General features: G+C 61.7%; 17 protein-coding genes. 10 read left to right on the top strand and 7 right to left on the bottom strand.

Going from position 1 to position 20,227, the window contains the following annotated elements:
* The first annotated feature begins 7 nt into the window (after positions 1–7).
* Positions 8–1,561, top strand: a complete 1,554-nt coding sequence (garD, locus tag ACYSTU_RS24120; RefSeq protein WP_016771706.1) for a galactarate dehydratase — start codon at positions 8–10, stop codon at positions 1,559–1,561.
* A 284-nt stretch (positions 1,562–1,845) separates the two neighbouring features.
* A complete protein-coding gene (locus ACYSTU_RS24115) occupies positions 1,846–2,787 on the top strand; it encodes an AEC family transporter (RefSeq protein WP_016770674.1) in 942 nt (313 codons plus the stop codon).
* Positions 2,788–2,887: 100 nt separating this feature from the next.
* Here ACYSTU_RS24115 and ACYSTU_RS24110 read toward each other — a convergent pair whose 3' ends face one another.
* The 6 genes from ACYSTU_RS24110 to gatC form a co-directional block, all read right to left on the bottom strand.
* Positions 2,888–3,268 carry a carboxymuconolactone decarboxylase family protein gene (locus ACYSTU_RS24110; RefSeq protein WP_024011602.1) on the bottom strand — a complete coding sequence of 127 codons (381 nt, stop codon included), beginning with the start codon at positions 3,266–3,268 and terminating at the stop codon, positions 2,888–2,890.
* Positions 3,265–4,275 (bottom strand): calcium/sodium antiporter, encoded by a 1,011-nt coding sequence (locus ACYSTU_RS24105; RefSeq protein ID WP_499002151.1) that lies wholly within the window; start codon positions 4,273–4,275, stop codon positions 3,265–3,267. Before ACYSTU_RS24105 ends, ACYSTU_RS24110 begins: the two co-directional genes overlap by 4 nt.
* 97 nt (positions 4,276–4,372) lie before the next feature.
* Positions 4,373–4,744 (bottom strand): septal ring lytic transglycosylase RlpA family protein, encoded by a 372-nt coding sequence (locus ACYSTU_RS24100; RefSeq protein WP_499002024.1) that lies wholly within the window; start codon positions 4,742–4,744, stop codon positions 4,373–4,375.
* A 218-nt stretch (positions 4,745–4,962) separates the two neighbouring features.
* Positions 4,963–6,408 (bottom strand): Asp-tRNA(Asn)/Glu-tRNA(Gln) amidotransferase subunit GatB, encoded by a 1,446-nt coding sequence (gene gatB, locus ACYSTU_RS24095; RefSeq protein WP_016771702.1) that lies wholly within the window; start codon positions 6,406–6,408, stop codon positions 4,963–4,965.
* Positions 6,409–6,418: 10 nt separating this feature from the next.
* On the bottom strand, positions 6,419–7,870 hold the full coding sequence (gene gatA / locus ACYSTU_RS24090) for an Asp-tRNA(Asn)/Glu-tRNA(Gln) amidotransferase subunit GatA (RefSeq protein WP_024011605.1): 1,452 nt from the start codon (positions 7,868–7,870) through the stop codon (positions 6,419–6,421).
* Between the two features lie 16 nt (positions 7,871–7,886).
* The gene (gatC, locus tag ACYSTU_RS24085) at positions 7,887–8,174 is read right to left on the bottom strand and encodes an Asp-tRNA(Asn)/Glu-tRNA(Gln) amidotransferase subunit GatC (RefSeq protein WP_024011606.1); all 288 of its coding nucleotides are present in this window, start codon (positions 8,172–8,174) and stop codon (positions 7,887–7,889) included.
* Positions 8,175–8,385: 211 nt separating this feature from the next.
* On the opposite strand from gatC, the gene mreB reads away from it, so the two are divergent.
* The 8 genes from mreB to tldD all read left to right on the top strand — a co-directional run bounded on the left by mreB (position 8,386) and on the right by tldD (position 19,622).
* Positions 8,386–9,423, top strand: a complete 1,038-nt coding sequence (mreB, locus tag ACYSTU_RS24080) for a rod shape-determining protein MreB (RefSeq protein WP_002555108.1) — start codon at positions 8,386–8,388, stop codon at positions 9,421–9,423.
* Positions 9,424–9,563: 140 nt separating this feature from the next.
* A complete protein-coding gene (mreC, locus tag ACYSTU_RS24075) occupies positions 9,564–10,667 on the top strand; it encodes a rod shape-determining protein MreC (protein ID WP_080902498.1) in 1,104 nt (367 codons plus the stop codon).
* On the top strand, positions 10,667–11,158 hold the full coding sequence (mreD, locus tag ACYSTU_RS24070; RefSeq protein WP_024011608.1) for a rod shape-determining protein MreD: 492 nt from the start codon (positions 10,667–10,669) through the stop codon (positions 11,156–11,158). The genes mreC and mreD overlap by 1 nt, the downstream gene beginning before the upstream one ends.
* Positions 11,159–11,195: 37 nt before the next feature.
* Complete coding sequence (locus tag ACYSTU_RS24065; protein ID WP_499002019.1) at positions 11,196–11,792, top strand: Maf family protein; 597 nt, start codon at positions 11,196–11,198, stop codon at positions 11,790–11,792.
* Positions 11,793–11,850: 58 nt separating this feature from the next.
* Positions 11,851–13,308, top strand: coding sequence for a ribonuclease G (gene rng / locus ACYSTU_RS24060; RefSeq protein ID WP_016771696.1), 1,458 nt, complete (start codon positions 11,851–11,853; stop codon positions 13,306–13,308).
* 75 nt (positions 13,309–13,383) lie between these two features.
* Positions 13,384–17,187, top strand: a complete 3,804-nt coding sequence (locus tag ACYSTU_RS24055; RefSeq protein WP_499002016.1) for a YhdP family protein — start codon at positions 13,384–13,386, stop codon at positions 17,185–17,187.
* Between the two features lie 127 nt (positions 17,188–17,314).
* Positions 17,315–18,175, top strand: a complete 861-nt coding sequence (locus ACYSTU_RS24050; RefSeq protein ID WP_499002013.1) for a carbon-nitrogen hydrolase family protein — start codon at positions 17,315–17,317, stop codon at positions 18,173–18,175.
* 4 nt (positions 18,176–18,179) lie between these two features.
* Positions 18,180–19,622 carry a metalloprotease TldD gene (gene tldD / locus ACYSTU_RS24045; RefSeq protein ID WP_016771693.1) on the top strand — a complete coding sequence of 481 codons (1,443 nt, stop codon included), beginning with the start codon at positions 18,180–18,182 and terminating at the stop codon, positions 19,620–19,622.
* 51 nt (positions 19,623–19,673) lie between these two features.
* Here the strand turns inward: tldD and yjgA are convergent, their stop codons facing one another.
* Positions 19,674–20,198, bottom strand: a complete 525-nt coding sequence (yjgA, locus tag ACYSTU_RS24040) for a ribosome biogenesis factor YjgA (RefSeq protein WP_016771692.1) — start codon at positions 20,196–20,198, stop codon at positions 19,674–19,676.
* Positions 20,199–20,227 lie beyond the last annotated feature (29 nt).

Here is a 20,227-nt window from a genome sequence, read left to right as displayed (position 1 = left end):
CGGCGTCATGCAGTTGATTGAACATTCCGACTCGCCGCGCTACATCCGCCTGCACGAGCGGGACAACGTTGTAGTGGTGGTCAACGATCAGGGCGTACCGGCCGGTACCGAGTTCGCCGACGGCCTGGTCACCCTGGATTTCGTGCCGCAGAGCCACAAGGTCACCCTGGAGGATATTCCCGAAGGCGGCCCGGTGATTCGTTACGGGCAGATCATTGGCTACGCGTTGCAGCCGATCCGTCGCGGCAGTTGGGTCAAGGAAGATCAACTGCGCATGCCGACCGCGCCGCCGCTGGACAGCTTGCCGCTGTCCACCGATGTGCCGGATGCGCAGGCACCGCTGGAAGGCTTCACGTTCGAGGGTTATCGCAACGCCGACGGCACCGTCGGCACGCGCAACATTCTCGGCATCACTACGACCGTGCAGTGCGTCACCGGCGTGCTCGATCACGCGGTCAAGCGCATCAAGGAAGAGCTGCTGCCGAAGTACCCGCACGTCGATGACGTGGTGGCGCTGACCCACAGTTATGGCTGCGGTGTGGCGATTACCGCGACCGATGCCTACATCCCGATTCGTACCGTGCGCAATCTGGCACGCAACCCGAACCTGGGCGGCGAGGCGCTGGTGATCGGTCTGGGCTGCGAGAAATTGCAGGCCGGGCAGGTGATGCACGAGGACGATGCCTCGGTGGATCTCAGCGATCCGTGGCTGTACCGCTTGCAGGATTCCAGTCACGGCTTCACCGAAATGATCGAGCAGATCATGGAACTGGCCGAAGTGCGCCTGAAGAAGCTCGATCAGCGCCGCCGCGAAACAGTGCCGGCCTCCGAGCTGATTCTCGGTATGCAGTGCGGCGGCAGCGACGCGTTCTCCGGCATCACCGCCAACCCGGCGCTGGGTTATGCCTCGGACTTGCTGTTGCGTGCGGGGGCGACAGTGATGTTTTCCGAAGTCACCGAAGTGCGCGATGCGATCTACCTGCTGACTTCGCGGGCGCAAACGCAAACCGTCGCCGAAGAGCTGGTACGCGAGATGGACTGGTACGATCGTTACCTGGCCAAGGGCGAAGCCGATCGCAGCGCCAACACCACGCCCGGCAACAAGAAGGGCGGGTTGTCGAACATTGTCGAGAAGTCCCTGGGCTCGATCGTCAAGTCCGGCAGCAGCGCGATCAATGGCGTGCTGGGCCCGGGCGAGCGTTTCAAGCACAAAGGCCTGATTTTCTGCGCGACGCCGGCCAGTGATTTTGTCTGCGGTACGCTGCAACTGGCGGCGGGGATGAACCTGCACGTGTTCACCACTGGCCGCGGCACGCCTTACGGGCTGGCCATGGCGCCAGTGGTCAAGGTGTCGACGCGGACCGAACTGGCGCAGCGCTGGCCGGATCTGATCGACATCGATGCCGGACGCATTGCCACCGGGCGCGCGACCATCGAAGAACTCGGCTGGGAGTTGTTTCACTATTACCTGGATGTTGCCAGTGGCAAGCAACAGACCTGGGCGGAGAAGCACAAGCTGCATAACGACATCACCTTGTTCAACCCGGCGCCGATTACCTGAGACCGCGTCATCGTTCTTCGCGAGCAGGCTCGCTCCCACAGGGAAATGCATTGCAAATGTGGGAGCGAGCCTGCTCGCGAAAGCGATCTGCCAGACGCCGAAGGACTTGCGGTGCCTGTGGTCGTTCCCACGCTCTGCGTGGGAATGCCTCATGTGCCGCTCCGCGTCACGCTTTGGGACGCAGAGCGTCCCGGGGCTGCATTCCCACGCAGAGCGTGGGAACGATCAGGGTGAAAGTGGCTTATCATTAGCCCCCTATCGACGCTCACCCAAGGCTCTCCGGCATGCTGGCAATCTTTCTTGAAACCCTGAACATCACCGCGCCGGTGTTTGCCATGCTGTTTCTCGGTGTGCTGCTCAAGCGCATCGACTGGATCAACGACAACTTCATCCACACCGCCTCGTCGCTGGTATTCAACGTGACCATGCCGGCGCTGCTGTTCCTCGGCATCCTCCACGCCGACCTGCACGCCGCACTGCAACCCTCGCTACTCATCTACTTCTCCCTCGCGACCCTGGTGAGTTTCGCTGTGGCCTGGGGCTGGGCGATTTTCAAGTGTCCGCGGGAAGATCGCGGCATCTACACCCAGGGTGCGTTTCGCGGCAACAACGGCGTGATAGGCCTGGCGCTCGCCGCGAGCATGTACGGCGATTACGGCATTTCCCTCGGGGCAATTCTCGCGGCGCTGGTGATCCTGTTCTACAACACCCTGTCGACCATCGTGCTGGCGGTGTACAGCCCGGTGATCAAGTCCGATCCGTGGAGCATCTGCAAAAGCGTGTTCAGCAACCCGCTGATCATCAGCGTGATTTCGGCGGCGCCGTTCGCTTATTTCAAGATCGGTTTGCCGGGCTGGCTGGAAACCTCGGGCCAGTATCTGGCGCAGACCACGTTGCCGCTGGCGCTGATTTGTATCGGTGGCACGCTGTCACTGGCGGCGTTGCGCAAGAGCGGCAAGATGGCGCTCAGCTCCAGCCTGGTGAAGATGGTCGGTCTGCCGTTACTGGCAACCGTGGGCGCGTGGTTGTGGGGCTTTCGCGGGGCGGAACTGGGGATTCTGTTTCTCTACTTTGGCAGCCCGACGGCGGCGGCAAGTTTCGTCATGGCCCGGGCGGCGCAGGGCAATCATGAGCTGGCAGCGGCGATTATCGTGATGACCACGTTGATGGCGGCGATTACCACCAATGTCGGGATCTTTGTGTTGCAGTGGGGTGGGTGGATCTGACCAAGGATTTGCGGTGTCTGCCAGGGCCTCTTCGCGAGCAGGCTCGCTCCCACAGGGAAGCGCATTGCAATTGTGGGAGCGAGCCTGCTCGCGAAGGCGGTCACTGCGGTTTCTGATAACTGTCGATCACTTCCTGCGCCGCGCGAAACGCATCGATCGCCGCCGGTACGCCGGCATACACCGCGCAATGCAGCAGCGCTTCGCGAATCTCTTCCACCGTGCAGCCATTGTTCAGCGCACCGCGCACATGGCCTTTTAACTCCTGCGGACACTTCAACGCGGTCAGTGCGGCGAGGGTAATCAGGCTGCGGGTTTTCAGCGGCAGCCCCTCACGATTCCACACCCCGCCCCAGGCGTGTTCATTGACGAAATCCTGCAACGGCTGGGTGAACTCGGTGGCGTTGCCCAGGGCGCGATCAACGAACGCATCGCCCATGACCTGACGACGGATTTCAACCCCGGACTGCTTCGACTCGCTCATGGCACATCTCTCTTGTGGTGTTGGCGACGCCAGGCGCGGATCGACGTGAACAGCAGAAACGTCAGCAGCGACGGCAGGACATAAAACAGCATCAAGCGCTCGAGTTTGCCGGCCAGCGGCATGCCGGTGGTGAACGACACCACATGCAGCCCGTAGACCAGATACAAACCGAGCAGCAGCAAGCCTTCGGCCCGGGTAACGCGGTAGCCGGAATAGAACACCGGCAAGCACAGCGCCGCGACGCCGAGCATCACTGGCAAGTCGAAATCCAGCGCGTTGGGGGAGACGGAAAGCGGCGTCGGTGCGAGTAGGGCGGTCAGGCCGAGCACCCCGAGCAGGTTGAACAGGTTGGCGCCGATCACGTTGCCCACGGCAATGTCGCGCTGCCCGCGCAACGCCGCGATCAGCGAAGTCGCCAGTTCCGGCAGCGAAGTGCCGACCGCGACCACGGTCAGGCCGATGACCCGTTCGGACAGGCCCAGGTCGGTGGCCACGACCACGGCGGCGCCAAGCAGCAAACGCCCGGCGAACACCAGCATGGCAAGGCCAGCGAGAATCATCAGCACACTGATCAGCCAGGATTGCTGCGTATCCTTCGGGCGTTCGGTATGAGGTCGCGTCGAGTGTCGCGACTGGCGGAACAACAAGCCAAGGTACAGCGCCAAGGCCCCGAGCAGCAGGACGCCGTCGAAACGCCCGAGGTCTTTATTCCACGCGAGGATGAATACCAGCAGACTGGCGCCGATCATCAGCGGGATATCCAGGCGCACCAACTGCCGCGATACGCGCAGCGGGATGATCAACGCCGACAGGCCAAGGGTTACGAGGATGTTGAAGATGCCGCTGCCAACCACGCTGCCGACGGCGATGTCCGGGTTGTCGGTCAGCGCCGCTTGCAGGCTCACGGTCATCTGCGGCGCGCTGCTGCCGAGGGCGACGATGGTCAGGCCGATGATCAACGGACGCACGTGCAGGCGCTCGGCCAGACGCACGGCGGCGCGCACCATCAGCTCGGCGCCGATGAGCAAAAGAACCAGGCCGCTGAGCAATTCGATGACGTTGATCAGCGGCAGATCGGCTAGTCCGAAAATGGTCGGCGCTCCATCAGTCCAAGGCCTGCACGCGAACCCGTGCGGTGCCGCTGCGCAGCATGCCGATTTCATCGGCGGCCTCGCGCGACAGATCGATCAGCCGGCCACGGGTGTGCGGGCCACGGTCATTGATGCGGACCACGACTGATTCATCATTTTTCAGGTTGGTGACCTTCACTCGCGTGCCGAACGGCAACTGGCGGTGGGCGGCGGTCAGGGAATGCTGGTTGAACGCTTCGCCGCTGGCGGTGCGCTTACCGTGATGTTTGGCTCCATAGTAGGAGGCGACGCCGGTCTGGTCGTAACCGTGCGGGTCGATGGTGTCGGTACTGGCGCAACCGGCCAGCAGAGAGAGCAGGGCGGTGCTCAAAAACAGGCGCTTCATTCAAAGGTATCCCGGATCAAATGTAGGAGTGACCTGTGGCGAGGGGATTTATCCCCGTTGGACTGCGCAGCAGTCCCAAAACTGAGAACTCGATTTATCTGGTGCAAATCAAGCTCAGCAATTGGGGCCGCTTCGCGGCCCAACGGGGATAAATCCCCTCGCCACAGGTCCCTTCCACAGGGGATGGAGCCAGGCTTTGGATCTGGCTCCATTGGTGGTCAGCCTTCGAGCTTGCTTTTCAGCAGTTCGTTCACCTGCTGCGGGTTGGCCTTGCCTTTCGAGGCTTTCATGGCCTGGCCGACGAAGAAGCCGAACATCTTGCCGCGTTTGGCTTCGTCTGCCGCGCGGTACTGTTCGACCTGTTCGGCGTTGGCCGCGAGCATTTCATCGAGCACGGCGGAGATCGCGCCGGTGTCGGTGACTTGCTTGAGGCCGCGCTTCTCGATGATCTCGTCAGCACTGCCTTCGCCGTTGGCCATCGCTTCGAACACCACCTTGGCGATCTTGCCGGAGATGGTGTTGTCCTTGATGCGCTGCAGCATGCCGCCCAGTTGCTCGGCGGAGACTGGCGAGTCTTCGATGTCCAGGCCCTGCTTGTTGAGCAGGCTGCCCAACTCGACCATCACCCAGTTCGCCGCCAGTTTCGCGTCGCCACCGATGGCTGCGACTTTCTCGAAGTAATCCGCCTGTTCACGGCTGGTGGCCAGCACGTTGGCGTCGTAGGCCGACAGACCGAACTGGCTCTGGAAGCGTTCGCGCTTTTGCGGTGGCAGTTCCGGCAGGGTGGCACGCACTTCACCGAGGAACGACTCTTCGATGACCACCGGCAGCAGGTCCGGATCGGGGAAGTAACGGTAGTCGTTGGCTTCCTCTTTCGAACGCATCGGACGGGTCTCGTCCTTGTTCGGATCGTACAGACGGGTCTGCTGGATCACTTTGCCGCCGTCTTCGATCAGCTCGATCTGGCGCTGGATTTCCGAGTTGATCGCCTTCTCGATGAAGCGGAACGAGTTGACGTTCTTGATCTCGCAGCGAGTGCCGAACTCGACCTGGCCTTTCGGCCGTACCGAGACGTTGCAGTCGCAACGCAGCGAGCCTTCGGCCATGTTGCCGTCGCAGATGCCCAGGTAGCGCACCAGCGCGTGGATCGCCTTGACGTAAGCCACGGCTTCCTTGGCGCTGCGCATGTCCGGCTCGGAAACGATTTCCAGCAGCGGCGTGCCGGCACGGTTCAGGTCGATGCCGGTGGCACCGTTGAATTCTTCGTGCAGGCTCTTGCCGGCATCTTCTTCCAGGTGCGCACGGGTGATGCCGACGCGTTTGACCGTGCCGTCTTCCAGGGCGATGTCCAGGTGGCCTTTGCCAACGATCGGCAATTCCATCTGGCTGATCTGGTAGCCCTTGGGCAGATCCGGGTAGAAGTAGTTCTTGCGGGCGAACACGTTGTGCTGGCCGATCTCGGCGTCAATCGCCAGACCGAACATCACCGCCATGCGCACCGCTTCCTGGTTGAGCACCGGCAGCACGCCGGGCATGCCCAGATCGATCAGGCTGGCCTGGGTGTTCGGCTCGGAACCGAACGTGGTGGAACTACCGGAAAAGATTTTCGACCGGGTGGTGAGCTGAGTGTGAATCTCCAGCCCGATCACGACTTCCCATTGCATGTGTGTCTCCTCAGAAGCCGGTTGGGGTGCGGGTGTGCCAGTCAGTGTTGAGCTGATACTGGTGGGCAACGTTCAACAGGCGGCCTTCCTGGAAATACGGCGCGAGCAACTGCACGCCCACCGGCAGACCGTCGACAAAACCGGCCGGCATCGACAGGCCCGGCAGGCCCGCGAGGTTGGCGGTGATGGTGTAGACGTCTTCCAGATAGGCAGCGACCGGGTCGCTGTTCTTCGCGCCAAGCTTCCAGGCCGGGTTCGGCGTGGTCGGGCCGAGGATGATGTCGACTTCATTGAACGCAGCCATGAAATCGTTCTTCACCAGACGACGGATCTTCTGCGCTTTCAGGTAGTAGGCGTCGTAGTAACCGGCGGACAGCGCGTAGGCACCGACCATGATCCGGCGCTGTACTTCGGCGCCGAAGCCTTCGCCACGGGAGCGCTTGTACAGGTCGATGAGGTTTTCCGGGTTTTCGCAGCGGTGGCCGAAACGCACGCCGTCGAAACGCGACAGGTTGGAGGAGGCTTCTGCCGGGGCGATCACGTAGTACGCAGGAATGGCGTGCTGCATGTTCGGCAGGCTGATTTCCTTGATCACCGCACCGAGCTTCTGCAACTGCTGGATGCTGTTCTGGATCAGCTCGGCAATGCGCGGGTCGAGACCGGCGCTGAAGTATTCCTTCGGCACGCCGATGCGCAGGCCTTGCAGCGACTCGCCGAGGCTGGCGGAGTAATCCGGAACCGGCTCATCGATGCTGGTGGAGTCGTTCGGGTCGAAGCCGGCCATGCCTTGCAGCAGAATCGCGCAGTCTTCGGCCGTGCGCGCCAACGGGCCGCCCTGATCGAGGCTGGAGGCGTAAGCGATCATGCCCCAGCGCGAAACGCGACCGTAGGTCGGCTTCAGGCCGGTGAGGTTGGTGAACGCCGCCGGCTGGCGGATCGAACCGCCGGTGTCAGTGGCCGTGGCGGCTGGCAACAAACGAGCGGCAACTGCCGCCGCCGAACCACCGGACGAACCACCCGGTACGTGTTCCAGATTCCACGGGTTTTTCACTGCGCCATACCAGCTCGACTCGTTGGCCGAACCCATGGCGAATTCGTCCATGTTGGTCTTGCCCAGGGTCACGGCGCCGGCAGCGGCCAGTTTCGCGACTACGGTGGCGTCGTATGGAGCCTTGAAGTTGTCGAGCATCTTCGAGCCGCAGCTGGTGCGGATGCCCTGGGTGCAGAACAGATCCTTGTGGGCGATCGGCGCGCCGAGCAGGGCGCCGCTCTCACCGTTGGCCCGGCGTGCATCGGCGGCTTTCGCCTGCTCGATGGCCAGATCCTCGGTGAGGCTGATGAAACTGTTGAGCTGCGGATCGAGCTGGGTAATACGCGCCAGCAGGACTTTGGTCAGCTCTTCGGAGGAAAACTTTTTATCGGCGAGACCGCGGGCGATCTCGGCCAGAGTCATTTGATGCATTGCAGGCTCTTTCCCTTTAGTCGATGACTTTCGGAACCAGATACAGGCCGTTTTCGACCGCTGGTGCGATGGACTGGTAGGCCTCGCGATTATTCGTCTCGGTCACCACGTCGGCGCGCAGGCGCTGACTGGCTTCCAGGGGGTGGGCCAGCGGCTCGATACCGTCGGTATCAACGGCCTGCATTTCGTCGACCAGCCCGAGAATGCTGTTGAGGGCGGAAGTAATGTGCGGAAGATCGGCATCGTTGAGGCCAAGGCAGGCCAGATGCGCGATTTTTTCCACGTCGGAGCGTTCTAGCGCCATCGGGATTCTCCAGTGGAAAACAGAACGGACGGCGTCCGTGTGTTAGATTGTCGGAACACTACCGCACTTCTACGGTCATAAGGCCGCGATTGTGGGGCTTGGTGCACAGAAAAGCGGCCAATTTAACATATTGGCGCCTTGCCCAAAATCCCTGTCGTTGTTAGAGTTTGCCGCACTTTTTTACCCACGCGTTGCCTAGGGTCCCTTTCCCATGTTCAAGAAACTGCGTGGCATGTTTTCCAGCGATCTTTCCATTGACCTGGGCACTGCCAACACCCTTATTTACGTGCGCGAGCGCGGTATCGTCCTGAATGAGCCATCGGTTGTGGCCATTCGGACACACGGTAACCAGAAAAGTGTCGTCGCTGTCGGCACCGAGGCCAAGCGCATGCTCGGCCGTACGCCGGGCAACATTGCTGCCATTCGTCCGATGAAGGACGGCGTGATCGCCGACTTCAGCGTCTGCGAAAAGATGCTGCAGTACTTTATCAACAAGGTTCACGAAAACAGTTTCCTGCAGCCCAGCCCTCGTGTGCTGATCTGCGTTCCATGCAAGTCCACCCAGGTTGAGCGTCGCGCCATCCGTGAATCGGCCCTTGGCGCCGGTGCCCGTGAAGTGTTCCTGATCGAAGAGCCGATGGCTGCTGCGATCGGTGCCGGCCTGCCGGTTGAAGAAGCGCGCGGTTCGATGGTCGTGGACATCGGTGGTGGTACCACCGAGATCGCCCTGATCTCCCTGAACGGTGTGGTTTACGCCGAATCCGTACGTGTCGGCGGCGACCGTTTCGACGAAGCGATCATCACCTACGTGCGCCGCAACTACGGCAGCCTGATCGGTGAATCCACCGCTGAACGCATCAAGCAGGAAATCGGTACGGCCTACCCGGGCGGCGAAGTGCGCGAAGTCGATGTTCGCGGTCGCAACCTGGCCGAAGGCGTTCCACGCGCATTCACCCTGAACTCCAACGAAGTGCTCGAGGCTCTGCAAGAGTCGCTAGCAACCATCGTTCAGGCCGTGAAAAGCGCGCTGGAGCAATCGCCGCCGGAACTGGCTTCCGACATCGCCGAGCGTGGCCTGGTGCTGACCGGTGGTGGCGCGCTGCTGCGTGACCTCGACAAGTTGCTGGCTCAGGAAACCGGTCTGCCGGTGATCGTTGCCGAAGATCCGCTGACTTGCGTTGCTCGCGGCGGTGGCCGTGCGCTGGAAATGATGGATAAGCACACCATGGATCTGCTTTCGAGCGAATAAGCTTCGAATGCAATACGTGGGTGAACGCACAGGCAGCACTTTGCAGTGCTGCCTGTTGGCGTTTATCTTCTGTCAGTCTTCATCCAGGCCGGTTTGATGCCGTATGAATAAACAGAACATTTGCCTGGGAGGAGCGGCTTATTAAACCGCTTTTCACCAAAGGCCCTTCGTTGGGCGTGCGCCTGTTGGTGCTGGCCGTGCTCGCGGTCGCACTGATGGTGGTCGATGCACGTTTCGACCTGCTCAAGCCCGCGCGCAAGCAAGCGTCGCTGGTGCTCATGGATGCCTACTGGATTACTGACCTGCCTGGCCGCTTGTGGGAAGGGGTCGCCAGTCAGTTCGGCAGCCGCACCGAGCTCGTCGCCGAAAACGAAAAACTCAAGACCGAAAACCTGCTGTTGCAGGGGCGCATGCAAAAGCTCGCGGCCCTGACCGAGCAGAACGTTCGGCTGCGCGAGTTGCTCAATTCCTCCGCACTGGTCAATGAAAAGGTCGAAGTGGCCGAGTTGATCGGCATGGACCCCAACCCCTTTACCCATCGCATCATCATCAACAAAGGTGAGCGCGACGGCGTGGTGCTCGGCCAACCGGTGCTTGATGCGCGCGGGCTGATGGGCCAGGTGGTTGAATTGATGCCGTACACCTCGCGTGTCCTGCTGCTGACCGACACCACCCATAGCATTCCGGTGCAGGTGAACCGTAACGGTCTGCGCGCGATTGCCAGTGGCACCGGCAACCCTGAGCGCCTGGAATTGCGTCATGTCGCCGACACAGCCGACATCAAGGAAGGCGATCTGCTGGTCAGCTCCGGCCTTGGCCAGCGTTTTCCGGCCGGTTATCCGGTGGCCACGGTAAAAGAGGTCATCCACGACTCCGGCCAACCGTTCGCCATTGTCCGTGCGGTACCGACCGCCGCCCTGAACCGCAGCCGCTATCTGCTGCTGGTGTTCAGCGACAGCCGCACCGCCGAGGAACGCGCCAATGACGCCGCCCAGGCCCAGGAACAGCTTGATGCCCACGGCGGCGGCCCGATGTTGCCGGCCAGCGTGCCGAAACCGTTGATCATGCCTGCCACGCCGTCGACCGCTACCGCAGCGCCGGCCGCTGAAGCAGCGGCGCCAGCCGCCACGCCAGCCAAGCCCGCCGCGAGCAAACCGCCCGCTGCCGCTCCGGCCGCTGCCAAACCGCCGGCCGCGAGCAAACCACCGGCGAAACCGCCAGCGACTACCGGGGGACGAGAATAATGGTCGGCGCGAAAAAATCCGGAAACGGCTGGATGATCTGGCTGACGTTCTTCGTCGGTATCCTGCTCAGCGTATCGCCGTTGCCGATCTTCATGGAAATCCTTCGCCCGCTGTGGCTGGCCTTGCTCGTGACCTTCTGGGCGCTGTATATGCCGCACACGGTCGGCATGGTCACCGCCTTCTGTCTGGGACTGGCCGAAGATGTCCTGCAGGGCGACCTGCTCGGGCAGAACGCGCTGATCCTGACCCTGATTACTTTCCTCGTGTTGTCGTTGCAGCAGCGTCTGCGCATGTTCCCGATGTGGCAGCAGTGCCTGGTGATCCTGGTGATCTTCGGCCTCGCACAATTGGCGCAACTGTGGCTCAGCGCTCTGACCGGCAACCGTCAGCCAACCCTGGCGCTGGTCTTGCCGGCGCTGGTCAGTGCCTTGCTCTGGCCGTGGGTCAGCTTCGCCCTTCGCGGGATGTGCCGACGCTACAGAATCTATTGAGCCGGTGAAGCAGGGCACTGAACAGGGAGATGTTTTGATGAAACTGCTTTACCTCGCCTCCGGCTCACCGCGCCGCCGGGAATTGCTCACGCAGATCGGCGTGCAGTTCTCCGCCATCAGCGCGGACATCGACGAAACCCCGCTGCCTGAAGAATCCCCTTCGGCCTATGTCGACCGCCTCGCGCGTGGCAAGGCTGAGGCCGGGCGCCGCTCGGTCGTCTCTGACCAGCCGTTCTGCGTGCTTGGCGCCGACACCGCTGTGGTACTCGACGGCAAAATACTTGGCAAACCGGTGGACGAAGCCGATGCATGCGCCATGCTGATGATGTTGTCCGGCAACGAACACGAAGTGCTGACCGCCATCGCCGTGCTTGAAGGTGAGCGCTGCGAGTCGCGGGTGGTGCGCAGTCGCGTGCGTTTTCGCAGCATCAGCCGCGAAGAGGCCGGCGCCTACTGGGCCAGTGGCGAACCGCGCGACAAGGCCGGCGGCTATGGCATTCAAGGCCTGGGTGCGGTGTTCGTCGCCGGGCTCGACGGCAGCTATTCGGCGGTGGTCGGCCTGCCGTTGTGCGAAACCTGCGAGGTGTTGGGCCATTTCGGCATACCCTGTTGGCAAAACCTGAACACGCCCTGAGCGTCGTACGAATCCAGATGCGGCCACTATCGTGAACATGCCTGAACGAGATCCTGCCATGAGTGAAGAGATTCTGATCAACATCACGCCGATGGAATCGCGCGTGGCGGTGGTCGAAAACGGTGTGCTGCAAGAAGTCCACGTCGAGCGCACGCAGAAACGCGGGATCGTCGGCAACATCTATAAAGGCAAGATCGTTCGCGTACTGCCGGGCATGCAGGCGGCATTTGTCGACATCGGCCTCGATCGTGCAGCTTTCATTCACGCCGCCGAAATCTCCCTGCGCGAAGGCCCGGCGGTGGAAAGCATCAGTTCGCTGGTGCACGAAGGTCAAAGTCTGGTGGTGCAAGTCACCAAAGACCCGATCGGCTCCAAAGGCGCACGCCTGACCACGCAACTGTCGATCCCTTCGCGTTATCTGGTGTACATGCCGCGCACTGCCCACGTTGGCATTTCCCTGAAGATCGAAGACGAAGCCGAGCGCGAGCGTCTCAAGCAGGTGGTCAGTGATTGCGTGGCCAAAGAAGGCATCAAGGAGGCCGGCGGTTTCATTCTGCGCACAGCCGCTGAAGGCGCGGGCGCTGATGAAATCCTCATGGACATCCGTTACCTGCGGCGCCTCTGGGACCAGATCAACGAGCAGATCAAGACCATCGCCGCGCCGAGCGTGATCTACGAAGACCTCGGCCTGGCCCTGCGCACCCTGCGTGACCTGGTCAATCCAAAGATCGAGAAGATCCGCATCGACTCGCGGGAGACCTTCCAGAAAACCACGCAATTCGTCGCCGAACTGATGCCGGAAATCGCCGATCGTCTGGAACACTATCCGGGCGAGCGGCCGATCTTCGATCTGTACGGAGTCGAAGATGAAATCCAGCGCGCGCTGGAGCGCAAGGTGCCGCTGAAGTCCGGGGGGTATCTGGTGATCGATCCGGCGGAAGCCATGACCACCATTGACGTCAACACCGGGGCGTTCGTCGGTCATCGCAACCTCGAAGAAACCATTTTCAAGACCAATCTCGAAGCGGCCACGGCGATTGCCCGGCAGATGCGCCTGCGCAACCTCGGCGGGATCATCATCATCGACTTCATCGACATGGAAGATGAAGAGCACCAGCGTCAGGTCCTGCGCACTTTGGAGAAACAGCTGGAGCGCGATCACGCCAAGACCAACATCATCGGCATCACCGAGCTGGGCCTGGTGCAGATGACCCGCAAGCGCACCCGTGAAAGTCTCGAACAGGTGCTGTGCGAGCCGTGCAGCAGTTGCCAGGGACGCGGCAAACTGAAGACCGCCGAAACCATCTGTTACGAGATCTTCCGCGAGATTCTGCGCGAGGCGCGGGCCTATCAGGCCGAGGGTTATCGGGTACTGGCCAACCAGAAAGTGGTCGATCGCTTGCTTGACGAAGAATCCGGTAACGTCGCCGAGCTTGAAGGCTTCATCGGTCGCACCATACGTTTCCAAGTGGAAACCATGTATTCCCAGGAACAATATGACGTGGTGCTGCTCTGAAGCCCTGCATCACCACTCATTCAACGCGGCTGGCCTCAGCTTTTCGCAGTATTTTTGCCATGGGAGCCAACTGACATGGAGCGTCTGACACGCATTCTGGCCGCACTCACCCGCTGGGGGCTGGGCCTGTGCGCGTTGGTTCTGGTGTTGATGGCGTTGTACGTCAGCCTCGGCCGCGAGCTGACGCCACTGGTGGCGGAATACCGCGCCGACATCGAAGACAAGGCCAGCGCCGCCCTCGGCATGCCTTTGCAAATCGGTGAGCTGGAAGGCAACTGGAGCGGTTTCGCACCGATCCTGCTGGCCCACGACGTGATGGTCGGCGACGGTGCCAACGCGCTGCGCCTCGACCGCGTGCGGGTGGTGCCGGATATGTGGGGCAGCGTGCTCGCCCGCGAAGTGCGCCTCGCGCATATCGAACTCAACGGTTTGAAGATCAGCCTCAAGGAAGCTGAAGACGGCACTTGGGCGCTGGAAGGGTTGCCGGTGCAGAAGGATCAACCGTTCGATGCGGTGCAACTGTTCCAGCGCTCGCAGATGATCAGGCAATTGTCGGTGCTCGACAGCCAGGTGACCCTGCAACCGCTCGACCACCCGCCCATGACGCTCACCTATGTCGGTCTGAATCTGCGTACCGGCGCCAGCCGCCAGCGTCTCGACGCGCGTCTGACCTTGCCCGATGGCCAGCCTGTCGCGCTGAGCCTGCGCAGCCAGTTGCGTCCTGATCAGTGGCAGAACAGCGTCATCGAGGGTTATGCCAGCCTGCCGCAAAGCGACTGGTCGAAATGGCTGCCCGAGCGCCTGACCCAGCAATGGAATTTTTCCGAGATCAAGGCCGGCGGCGAACTCTGGGTCGATTGGGCCGAAGGCGCATTGCAAAGCGCCGCGTTTCGCCTGAATGCGCCGCAAGTGACCGGTGCCTACGCCGAGCGCAAGCCGATCCAGATCAACAATCTGGCGCTCAACGCCTATTACCGCAACACCGCAGAGGGCGCGAAGGTCACTCTTGATTCACTGGCGATGAGCTTCGGCGACACCCGCTGGGAATCCCATGTGCAGGTGCAGCAGACTCGCGCCAGCGCCAAGGCTGAAGAGCTCTGGCATCTGCAGGCCGATCGCCTCGATCTGACCCCGATCACGCCGCTGCTCAATGCGTTGGGGCCGTTGCCGCAAAGCTTCGCCACAGTGGTCGAGCGTTTGAAGGTAACCGGCGGCCTGCGTAATGTGCTGCTGGACTTCCGCCCGACCGCCACCGATGGCAGCAAATTCGGCTTTGCCGCCAATCTCGACAACGTCGGTTTCGATGCCTACCACGGCGCTCCGGCGGCGCGGAATGTCAGTGGCAGCCTGAGTGGCAATCTGGACGGCGGTGAGTTGCGCCTCGACAGCAAGGACTTCGTCCTGCACCTCGATCCGATTTTCGCCAAGCCATGGCAATACTTGCAGGCCAATGCGCGGCTGACGTGGAAGCTCGACAAGGATGGCTTCACCCTGATTGCGCCGTACCTGAAGGTGCTGGGCGAGGAGGGCAAGATTGCCGGCGACTTCCTCATCCGCCTGCACTTCGACCATAGCCAGGAAGATTACATGGATCTGCGCGTCGGCCTGGTCGATGGCGACGGTCGCTATACCGCGAAATACTTGCCGGCGGTGTTGAGCCCGGCGCTTGATGAATGGCTGCGCACGGCGATCCTCAAAGGCACGGTGGATCAGGGTTTCTTCCAGTATCAGGGCTCGCTGAGCAAGAATGCCGGCGAGGCTGATCGCAGCATCAGCCTGTTCTTCAAAGTGCATGACGCCGAACTGGCCTTTCAGCCGGGCTGGCCGCACGTGAGCAAGGTCAGCGGTGACGTGTTCATCGAGGACAGCGGCGTGCGCATCTGGGCCAGCAAGGGCCAATTGCTCGATACGCAAGTCAGCGATGTCTTCGTCAATATTCCTCACGTACCGGCCGGGCAGAACTCGCATTTGTTTCTTGATGGCGCATTTGCCGGTGGCCTGGGCGATGGCTTGAAAATTCTTCAGGACGCGCCGATCGGCACTGGCGAAACCTTTGCCGGTTGGGAGGGCGCGGGTGATCTGAATGGCAAGCTCAAACTGGACATTCCGCTGGCCAAGGGCGAGCAACCGAAAATCCTCGTCGATTTCAAAACCGCCAACGCGCGGCTGAAACTGGCCGAACCGAAACTGGAACTGAGCCAGCTCAAGGGCGATTTCCGCTTCGACAGCAATAAAGGCCTCAGCGGCCAGAACATCTCTGCGCGGGCCTTCGACAAACCGTTCACTGCGCAGATCTTCGCCGACGGCAGCCCCAATCAGATCAAGACTCGCGTCGCCGCATCCGGACAGGTTGAAGTCAAAAAGCTCACCGACTGGCTGGGCGTGACCCAGCCGTTGCCGGTGTCCGGAACGATTCCGTATCAGTTGCAGTTGAATCTTTCCGGGGCCGACAGCCAGTTGCTGGTCAGCTCCAGCCTCAAAGGCGTGGCGGTGGATCTGCCGGCGCCGTTCGGCATGGCCGCCGATGTCGGGCGTGACACGGTATTCCGCATGACCTTGCAAGGGCAGGAGCGGCGTTACTGGGTCAATTACGATCAACTGGCCAATTTCACCTTTGCCGCGCCGCCGAGTAATTTTGCCGATGGCCGTGGCGAACTGTTTCTCGGTGCTGGCGAAGCGGTGTTGCCGGGCGCCAAGGGCCTGCGCATTCGCGGGGTGCTGTCGGAACTGGACGTCGCGCCGTGGCAGGATCTGGCCAGCAAGTACGCTGGCGGGGATCCGGGCGGCAGCGCCAAACAACTGCTGAGCAGTGCTGACATCAAAGTCGGCAAATTGACCGCGCTCGGCACCACGCTGGATCAGGCCTCGGTGCAGATCAATCGCAAGCCCGGCGCATGGAATCTCGCTCTCGATAGTCAGCAGGCCAAGGGCACGGCCAGCCTGCCGGACGCCAACGGCGTGCCGATTGCGGTGAATCTGCAATACGTGAAACTGCCGGCGCCGGACCCGGCGGTGCAGGCTGACGAGAACGCGCCGGATCCATTGGCGTCAGTCGATCCGACGAAAATCCCGGCGCTGGATATCACCCTCAATCAATTGTTCCTCGGCCCCGATCTGGTGGGTGGCTGGTCGCTGAAAGTGCGGCCGACCGCCAAGGGCATCGCACTGAACAACCTCGATATGGGCCTCAAGGGAATCCTCCTGCAAGGCAACGGCGGCTGGGAAGGCGCGCCGGGGGCGACCAGCAGTTGGTACAAGGGCCGCATTGGCGGCAAGAATCTGGCCGACGTGCTCAAAGGCTGGGGCTTCGCGCCGAGCGTGACCAGCGAAGAATTCCATATGGACGTCGATGGACGTTGGCCGGGCTCGCCGGCGTGGCTGGCGACCAAGCGCTTCTCCGGCACCCTCGACGCCTCGCTGAACAAGGGCCAGTTCGTTGAAGTGGAAGGTGGTGCTCAGGCGCTGCGGGTGTTCGGTCTGCTCAACTTCAACTCGATCGGCCGGCGCCTGCGTCTGGACTTCTCCGACCTGTTCGGAAAAGGCCTGAGCTACGACCGGGTCAAAGGTCTGCTGGTGGCGAACAATGGTGTCTACGTGACACGTGAGCCGATTCGCCTGACCGGGCCTTCGAGCAATCTGGAATTGGACGGCACGCTGGATCTGGTCGGTGACAAGGTCGATGCAAAATTGCTGGTGACGTTGCCGGTGACCAACAACCTGCCGATCGCCGCGCTGCTCGTCGGCGCACCGGCGGTCGGCGGCGCGCTGTTCCTCATCGACAAGCTGATCGGCGACCGCGTGGCGCGCTTCGCCAGCGTCAAGTACACCGTCAAAGGCCCATGGAAAGAGCCGAAAATCACCTTCGACAAGCCTTTTTAACTAGCAGACACTACCCCTGTAGGAGCTGCCGAAGGCTGCGATCTTTTGATCTGGCTCTAAAAAAAATCAAAAGATCGCAGCCTTCGGCAGCTCCTACACAGTCATATGCAAATCCCGAGGAGCGGCCATGTCTTTAGCGGTGATTCAAATGGTCAGCCAGAGTGACGTGCCGGCCAATCTGGCCCAGGCCCGACGCCTGCTTGAACAGGCCGCCGCCGGCGGGGCGAAACTCGCGGTGCTGCCGGAAAACTTCGCCGCCATGGGCCGTCGTGACGTCGCTGATATCGGCCGCGCCGAGGCCTTGGGCGAAGGGCCGATCCTGCCCTGGTTGAAACAGACCGCCCGCGACCTCACCTTATGGATAGTCGCCGGCACATTGCCGTTGCCACCGTTGGGTCAACCCACGGCCAAAGCCAATGCCTGCTCGTTGTTGATCAATGAATACGGCGAGATCGTCGCGCGCTATGACAAGCTGCATCTGTTCGATGTCGATGTCGCCGACAATCGCGGCCAATACCGTGAATCCGATGACTATGCTTATGGCGGTAATGTAGTGGTGGCGGATACGCCGGTGGGGCGCGTCGGTCTGAGCGTGTGTTACGACTTGCGTTTCCCGGAGCTGTACAGTGAATTGCGTGCCGCCGGTGCCGAATTGATTACCGCACCGTCGGCGTTTACGGCCGTAACCGGCGCCGCGCATTGGGATGTACTGATCCGCGCGCGGGCCATCGAAACACAGTGTTATATCCTCGCGGCCGCACAGGGCGGCAGTCATCCGGGGCCACGCGAGACCTTCGGGCATGCGGCGATTGTCGATCCGTGGGGGCGTGTGCTGGCCCAGCAGGATCAAGGCGAGGCGGTGTTGATGGCCGCCCGCGACAGCGATGAACAAGCGTCCATCCGGGCGCGCATGCCGGTGACGCGTCATCGGCGGTTTTTCTCGCAGGGCGCCCAGCGGCCTGCTTCAGAACACGAATTTAAGGCGTAAACCTATGAGCGAGTTGTTGTCCTCAGTCAGTGATCACCTGTTGGCACCCGGCGGTGTCACGATCGAGAGCCTGCAAGGCGTGCTCGGCGATCTGGCCGGGCCGGGCATCGATGCCGCCGACCTGTATTTCCAGGGCCAGATTTCCGAGTCGTGGGCGCTGGAAGACGGCATCGTCAAGGAAGGCAGCTTCAACCTCGATCAGGGTGTCGGCGTGCGCGCGCAGTCCGGTGAGAAAACCGGTTTTGCCTACAGCAACGCGATCACCCTCGAGGCCCTCGGTGCAGCGGCGCGTGCGGCGCGTTCGATCTCCCGCGCCGGGCAGAACGGCACCGTGCAGGCGTTCACCAGCCAGGACGTCGCGCAACTGTACGCGCCCGATAACCCGCTGGAAGTGCTCAGCCGCGCGGAAAAAGTCGAGTTGCTCAAACGCATCGACGTCGCCACCCGCGCACTCGACCCACGGATTCAGCAGGTCAGCGTGAGCATGGCCGGGGTCTGGGAGCGAATCCTGGTTGCCTCCACCGACGGTGGCCTGGCCGCCGACGTGCGTCCACTGGTGCGTTTCAACGTAAGCGTCATCGTCGAACAAAATGGCCGTCGCGAACGCGGCGGGCACGGCGGCGGTGGGCGTACCGATTACCGCTACTTCCTCGCCGAAGACCGCGCCATGGGTTATGCCCGCGAAGCGCTGCGCCAGGCGCTGGTGAATCTGGAAGCGATTCCGGCGCCGGCCGGTACCTTGCCGGTGGTGCTCGGTTCCGGCTGGTCCGGGGTGCTGCTGCACGAAGCGGTCGGTCACGGTCTGGAAGGCGACTTTAACCGCAAGGGCAGCTCGGCCTACAGCGGGCGCATGGGTGAAATGGTTGCCTCCAAACTTTGCACCATCGTCGATGACGGCACCTTGAGCGGCCGTCGCGGTTCGCTGAGCGTCGATGACGAAGGCACGCCGACCGAGTGCACCACGCTGATCGAAAACGGCGTACTCAAGGGCTATATGCAAGACAAGCTCAATGCGCGCCTGATGGGCGTGGCACGCACCGGTAACGGTCGTCGCGAATCCTACGCGCACCTGCCGATGCCACGGATGACCAACACCTACATGCTCGGTGGCGAAAGTGATCCGGCGGAAATCATCGCTTCGGTGAAGAAGGGCATCTACTGCGCGAACCTCGGCGGCGGTCAGGTCGATATCACCAGCGGCAAGTTCGTATTCTCCACCAGCGAGGCTTATCTGATCGAGGACGGCAAGATCACCGCACCGGTCAAAGGCGCGACATTGATCGGCAACGGCCCCGAGGCGATGAGCCGGGTGTCGATGGTCGGTAACGATCTGGCGCTGGACAGCGGTGTGGGTACGTGCGGCAAGGATGGGCAGTCGGTGCCGGTGGGTGTCGGCCAGCCAACGCTGAAAATCGATGCGATTACCGTGGGTGGCACGGGCGCATAAGAGCGGCGGGGCTTTCGGGTGGCGCGCAGGACGGCCACCCGGTGGCGATTTTCAACGCAGGCCGCGTTGAGTCTCGTCCAGCTCCCGAATGTATTTGAAGATCTTGCGGCTCGAAGCAGGTGGTTTGTTTTGCGCAACCTCATGCTGGGCCTGACGGATCAGGGAACGCAATTGCTGGCGATCGGCGTCCGGGTATTCGATGACGAATTTCTCCAGCACGGCGTCATCGCCCGCGATCAGGCGGTCACGCCAGCGTTCCAGATTATGGAAACGCTCGTTGTACTGGCGAGTGGAGGCATCGAGTTGATCGAGCAGAGTCAGAATCGCGTCAGTGTCCTGGTCGCGCATCAGTTTGCCGATGAACTGCAAATGCCGTTTACGCGCGATGTTCGCGGTGTGCTTGGGCGCATCGGCCAATGCCCGGCGCAAAGCGTCGGTCAACGGCAGTTTGGCGACCAGATCAGGCTTGAGTGTGGTCAGGCGCTCGCCGAGGTCAACCAGCGCATGCAACTCGCGTTTGACCTGAGATTTGCTTTTTTCTCCCGTATCGAGGGAGTCGTCGTAAGAATCAACCATGGTGGCAGTCCGCAAAGAAACGCCGCCAT

It is taken from the genome of Pseudomonas glycinis, from assembly GCF_054871425.1.
Note: the sequence above shows the minus strand (reverse complement) of the source record. Positions and strands in the feature narration are given on the sequence as shown.

Excerpts from the sequence above, each read along its gene's own strand:
- garD (WP_016771706.1), top strand. The coding sequence starts at position 8 with ATGCAGTTGATTGAACATTCCGACTCGCCGCGCTACATCCGCCTGCAC.
- ACYSTU_RS24115 (WP_016770674.1), top strand. The coding sequence starts at position 1,846 with ATGCTGGCAATCTTTCTTGAAACCCTGAACATCACCGCGCCGGTGTTT.
- ACYSTU_RS24110 (WP_024011602.1), bottom strand. The coding sequence starts at position 3,268 with ATGAGCGAGTCGAAGCAGTCCGGGGTTGAAATCCGTCGTCAGGTCATG.
- ACYSTU_RS24105 (WP_499002151.1), bottom strand. The coding sequence starts at position 4,275 with ATGGTGCGCGCCGCCGTGCGTCTGGCCGAGCGCCTGCACGTGCGTCCG.
- ACYSTU_RS24100 (WP_499002024.1), bottom strand. The coding sequence starts at position 4,744 with ATGAAGCGCCTGTTTTTGAGCACCGCCCTGCTCTCTCTGCTGGCCGGT.
- gatB (WP_016771702.1), bottom strand. The coding sequence starts at position 6,408 with ATGCAATGGGAAGTCGTGATCGGGCTGGAGATTCACACTCAGCTCACC.
- gatA (WP_024011605.1), bottom strand. The coding sequence starts at position 7,870 with ATGCATCAAATGACTCTGGCCGAGATCGCCCGCGGTCTCGCCGATAAA.
- gatC (WP_024011606.1), bottom strand. The coding sequence starts at position 8,174 with ATGGCGCTAGAACGCTCCGACGTGGAAAAAATCGCGCATCTGGCCTGC.
- mreB (WP_002555108.1), top strand. The coding sequence starts at position 8,386 with ATGTTCAAGAAACTGCGTGGCATGTTTTCCAGCGATCTTTCCATTGAC.
- mreD (WP_024011608.1), top strand. The coding sequence starts at position 10,667 with ATGGTCGGCGCGAAAAAATCCGGAAACGGCTGGATGATCTGGCTGACG.
- ACYSTU_RS24065 (WP_499002019.1), top strand. The coding sequence starts at position 11,196 with ATGAAACTGCTTTACCTCGCCTCCGGCTCACCGCGCCGCCGGGAATTG.
- rng (WP_016771696.1), top strand. The coding sequence starts at position 11,851 with ATGAGTGAAGAGATTCTGATCAACATCACGCCGATGGAATCGCGCGTG.
- ACYSTU_RS24055 (WP_499002016.1), top strand. The coding sequence starts at position 13,384 with ATGGAGCGTCTGACACGCATTCTGGCCGCACTCACCCGCTGGGGGCTG.
- ACYSTU_RS24050 (WP_499002013.1), top strand. The coding sequence starts at position 17,315 with ATGTCTTTAGCGGTGATTCAAATGGTCAGCCAGAGTGACGTGCCGGCC.
- tldD (WP_016771693.1), top strand. The coding sequence starts at position 18,180 with ATGAGCGAGTTGTTGTCCTCAGTCAGTGATCACCTGTTGGCACCCGGC.
- yjgA (WP_016771692.1), bottom strand. The coding sequence starts at position 20,198 with ATGGTTGATTCTTACGACGACTCCCTCGATACGGGAGAAAAAAGCAAA.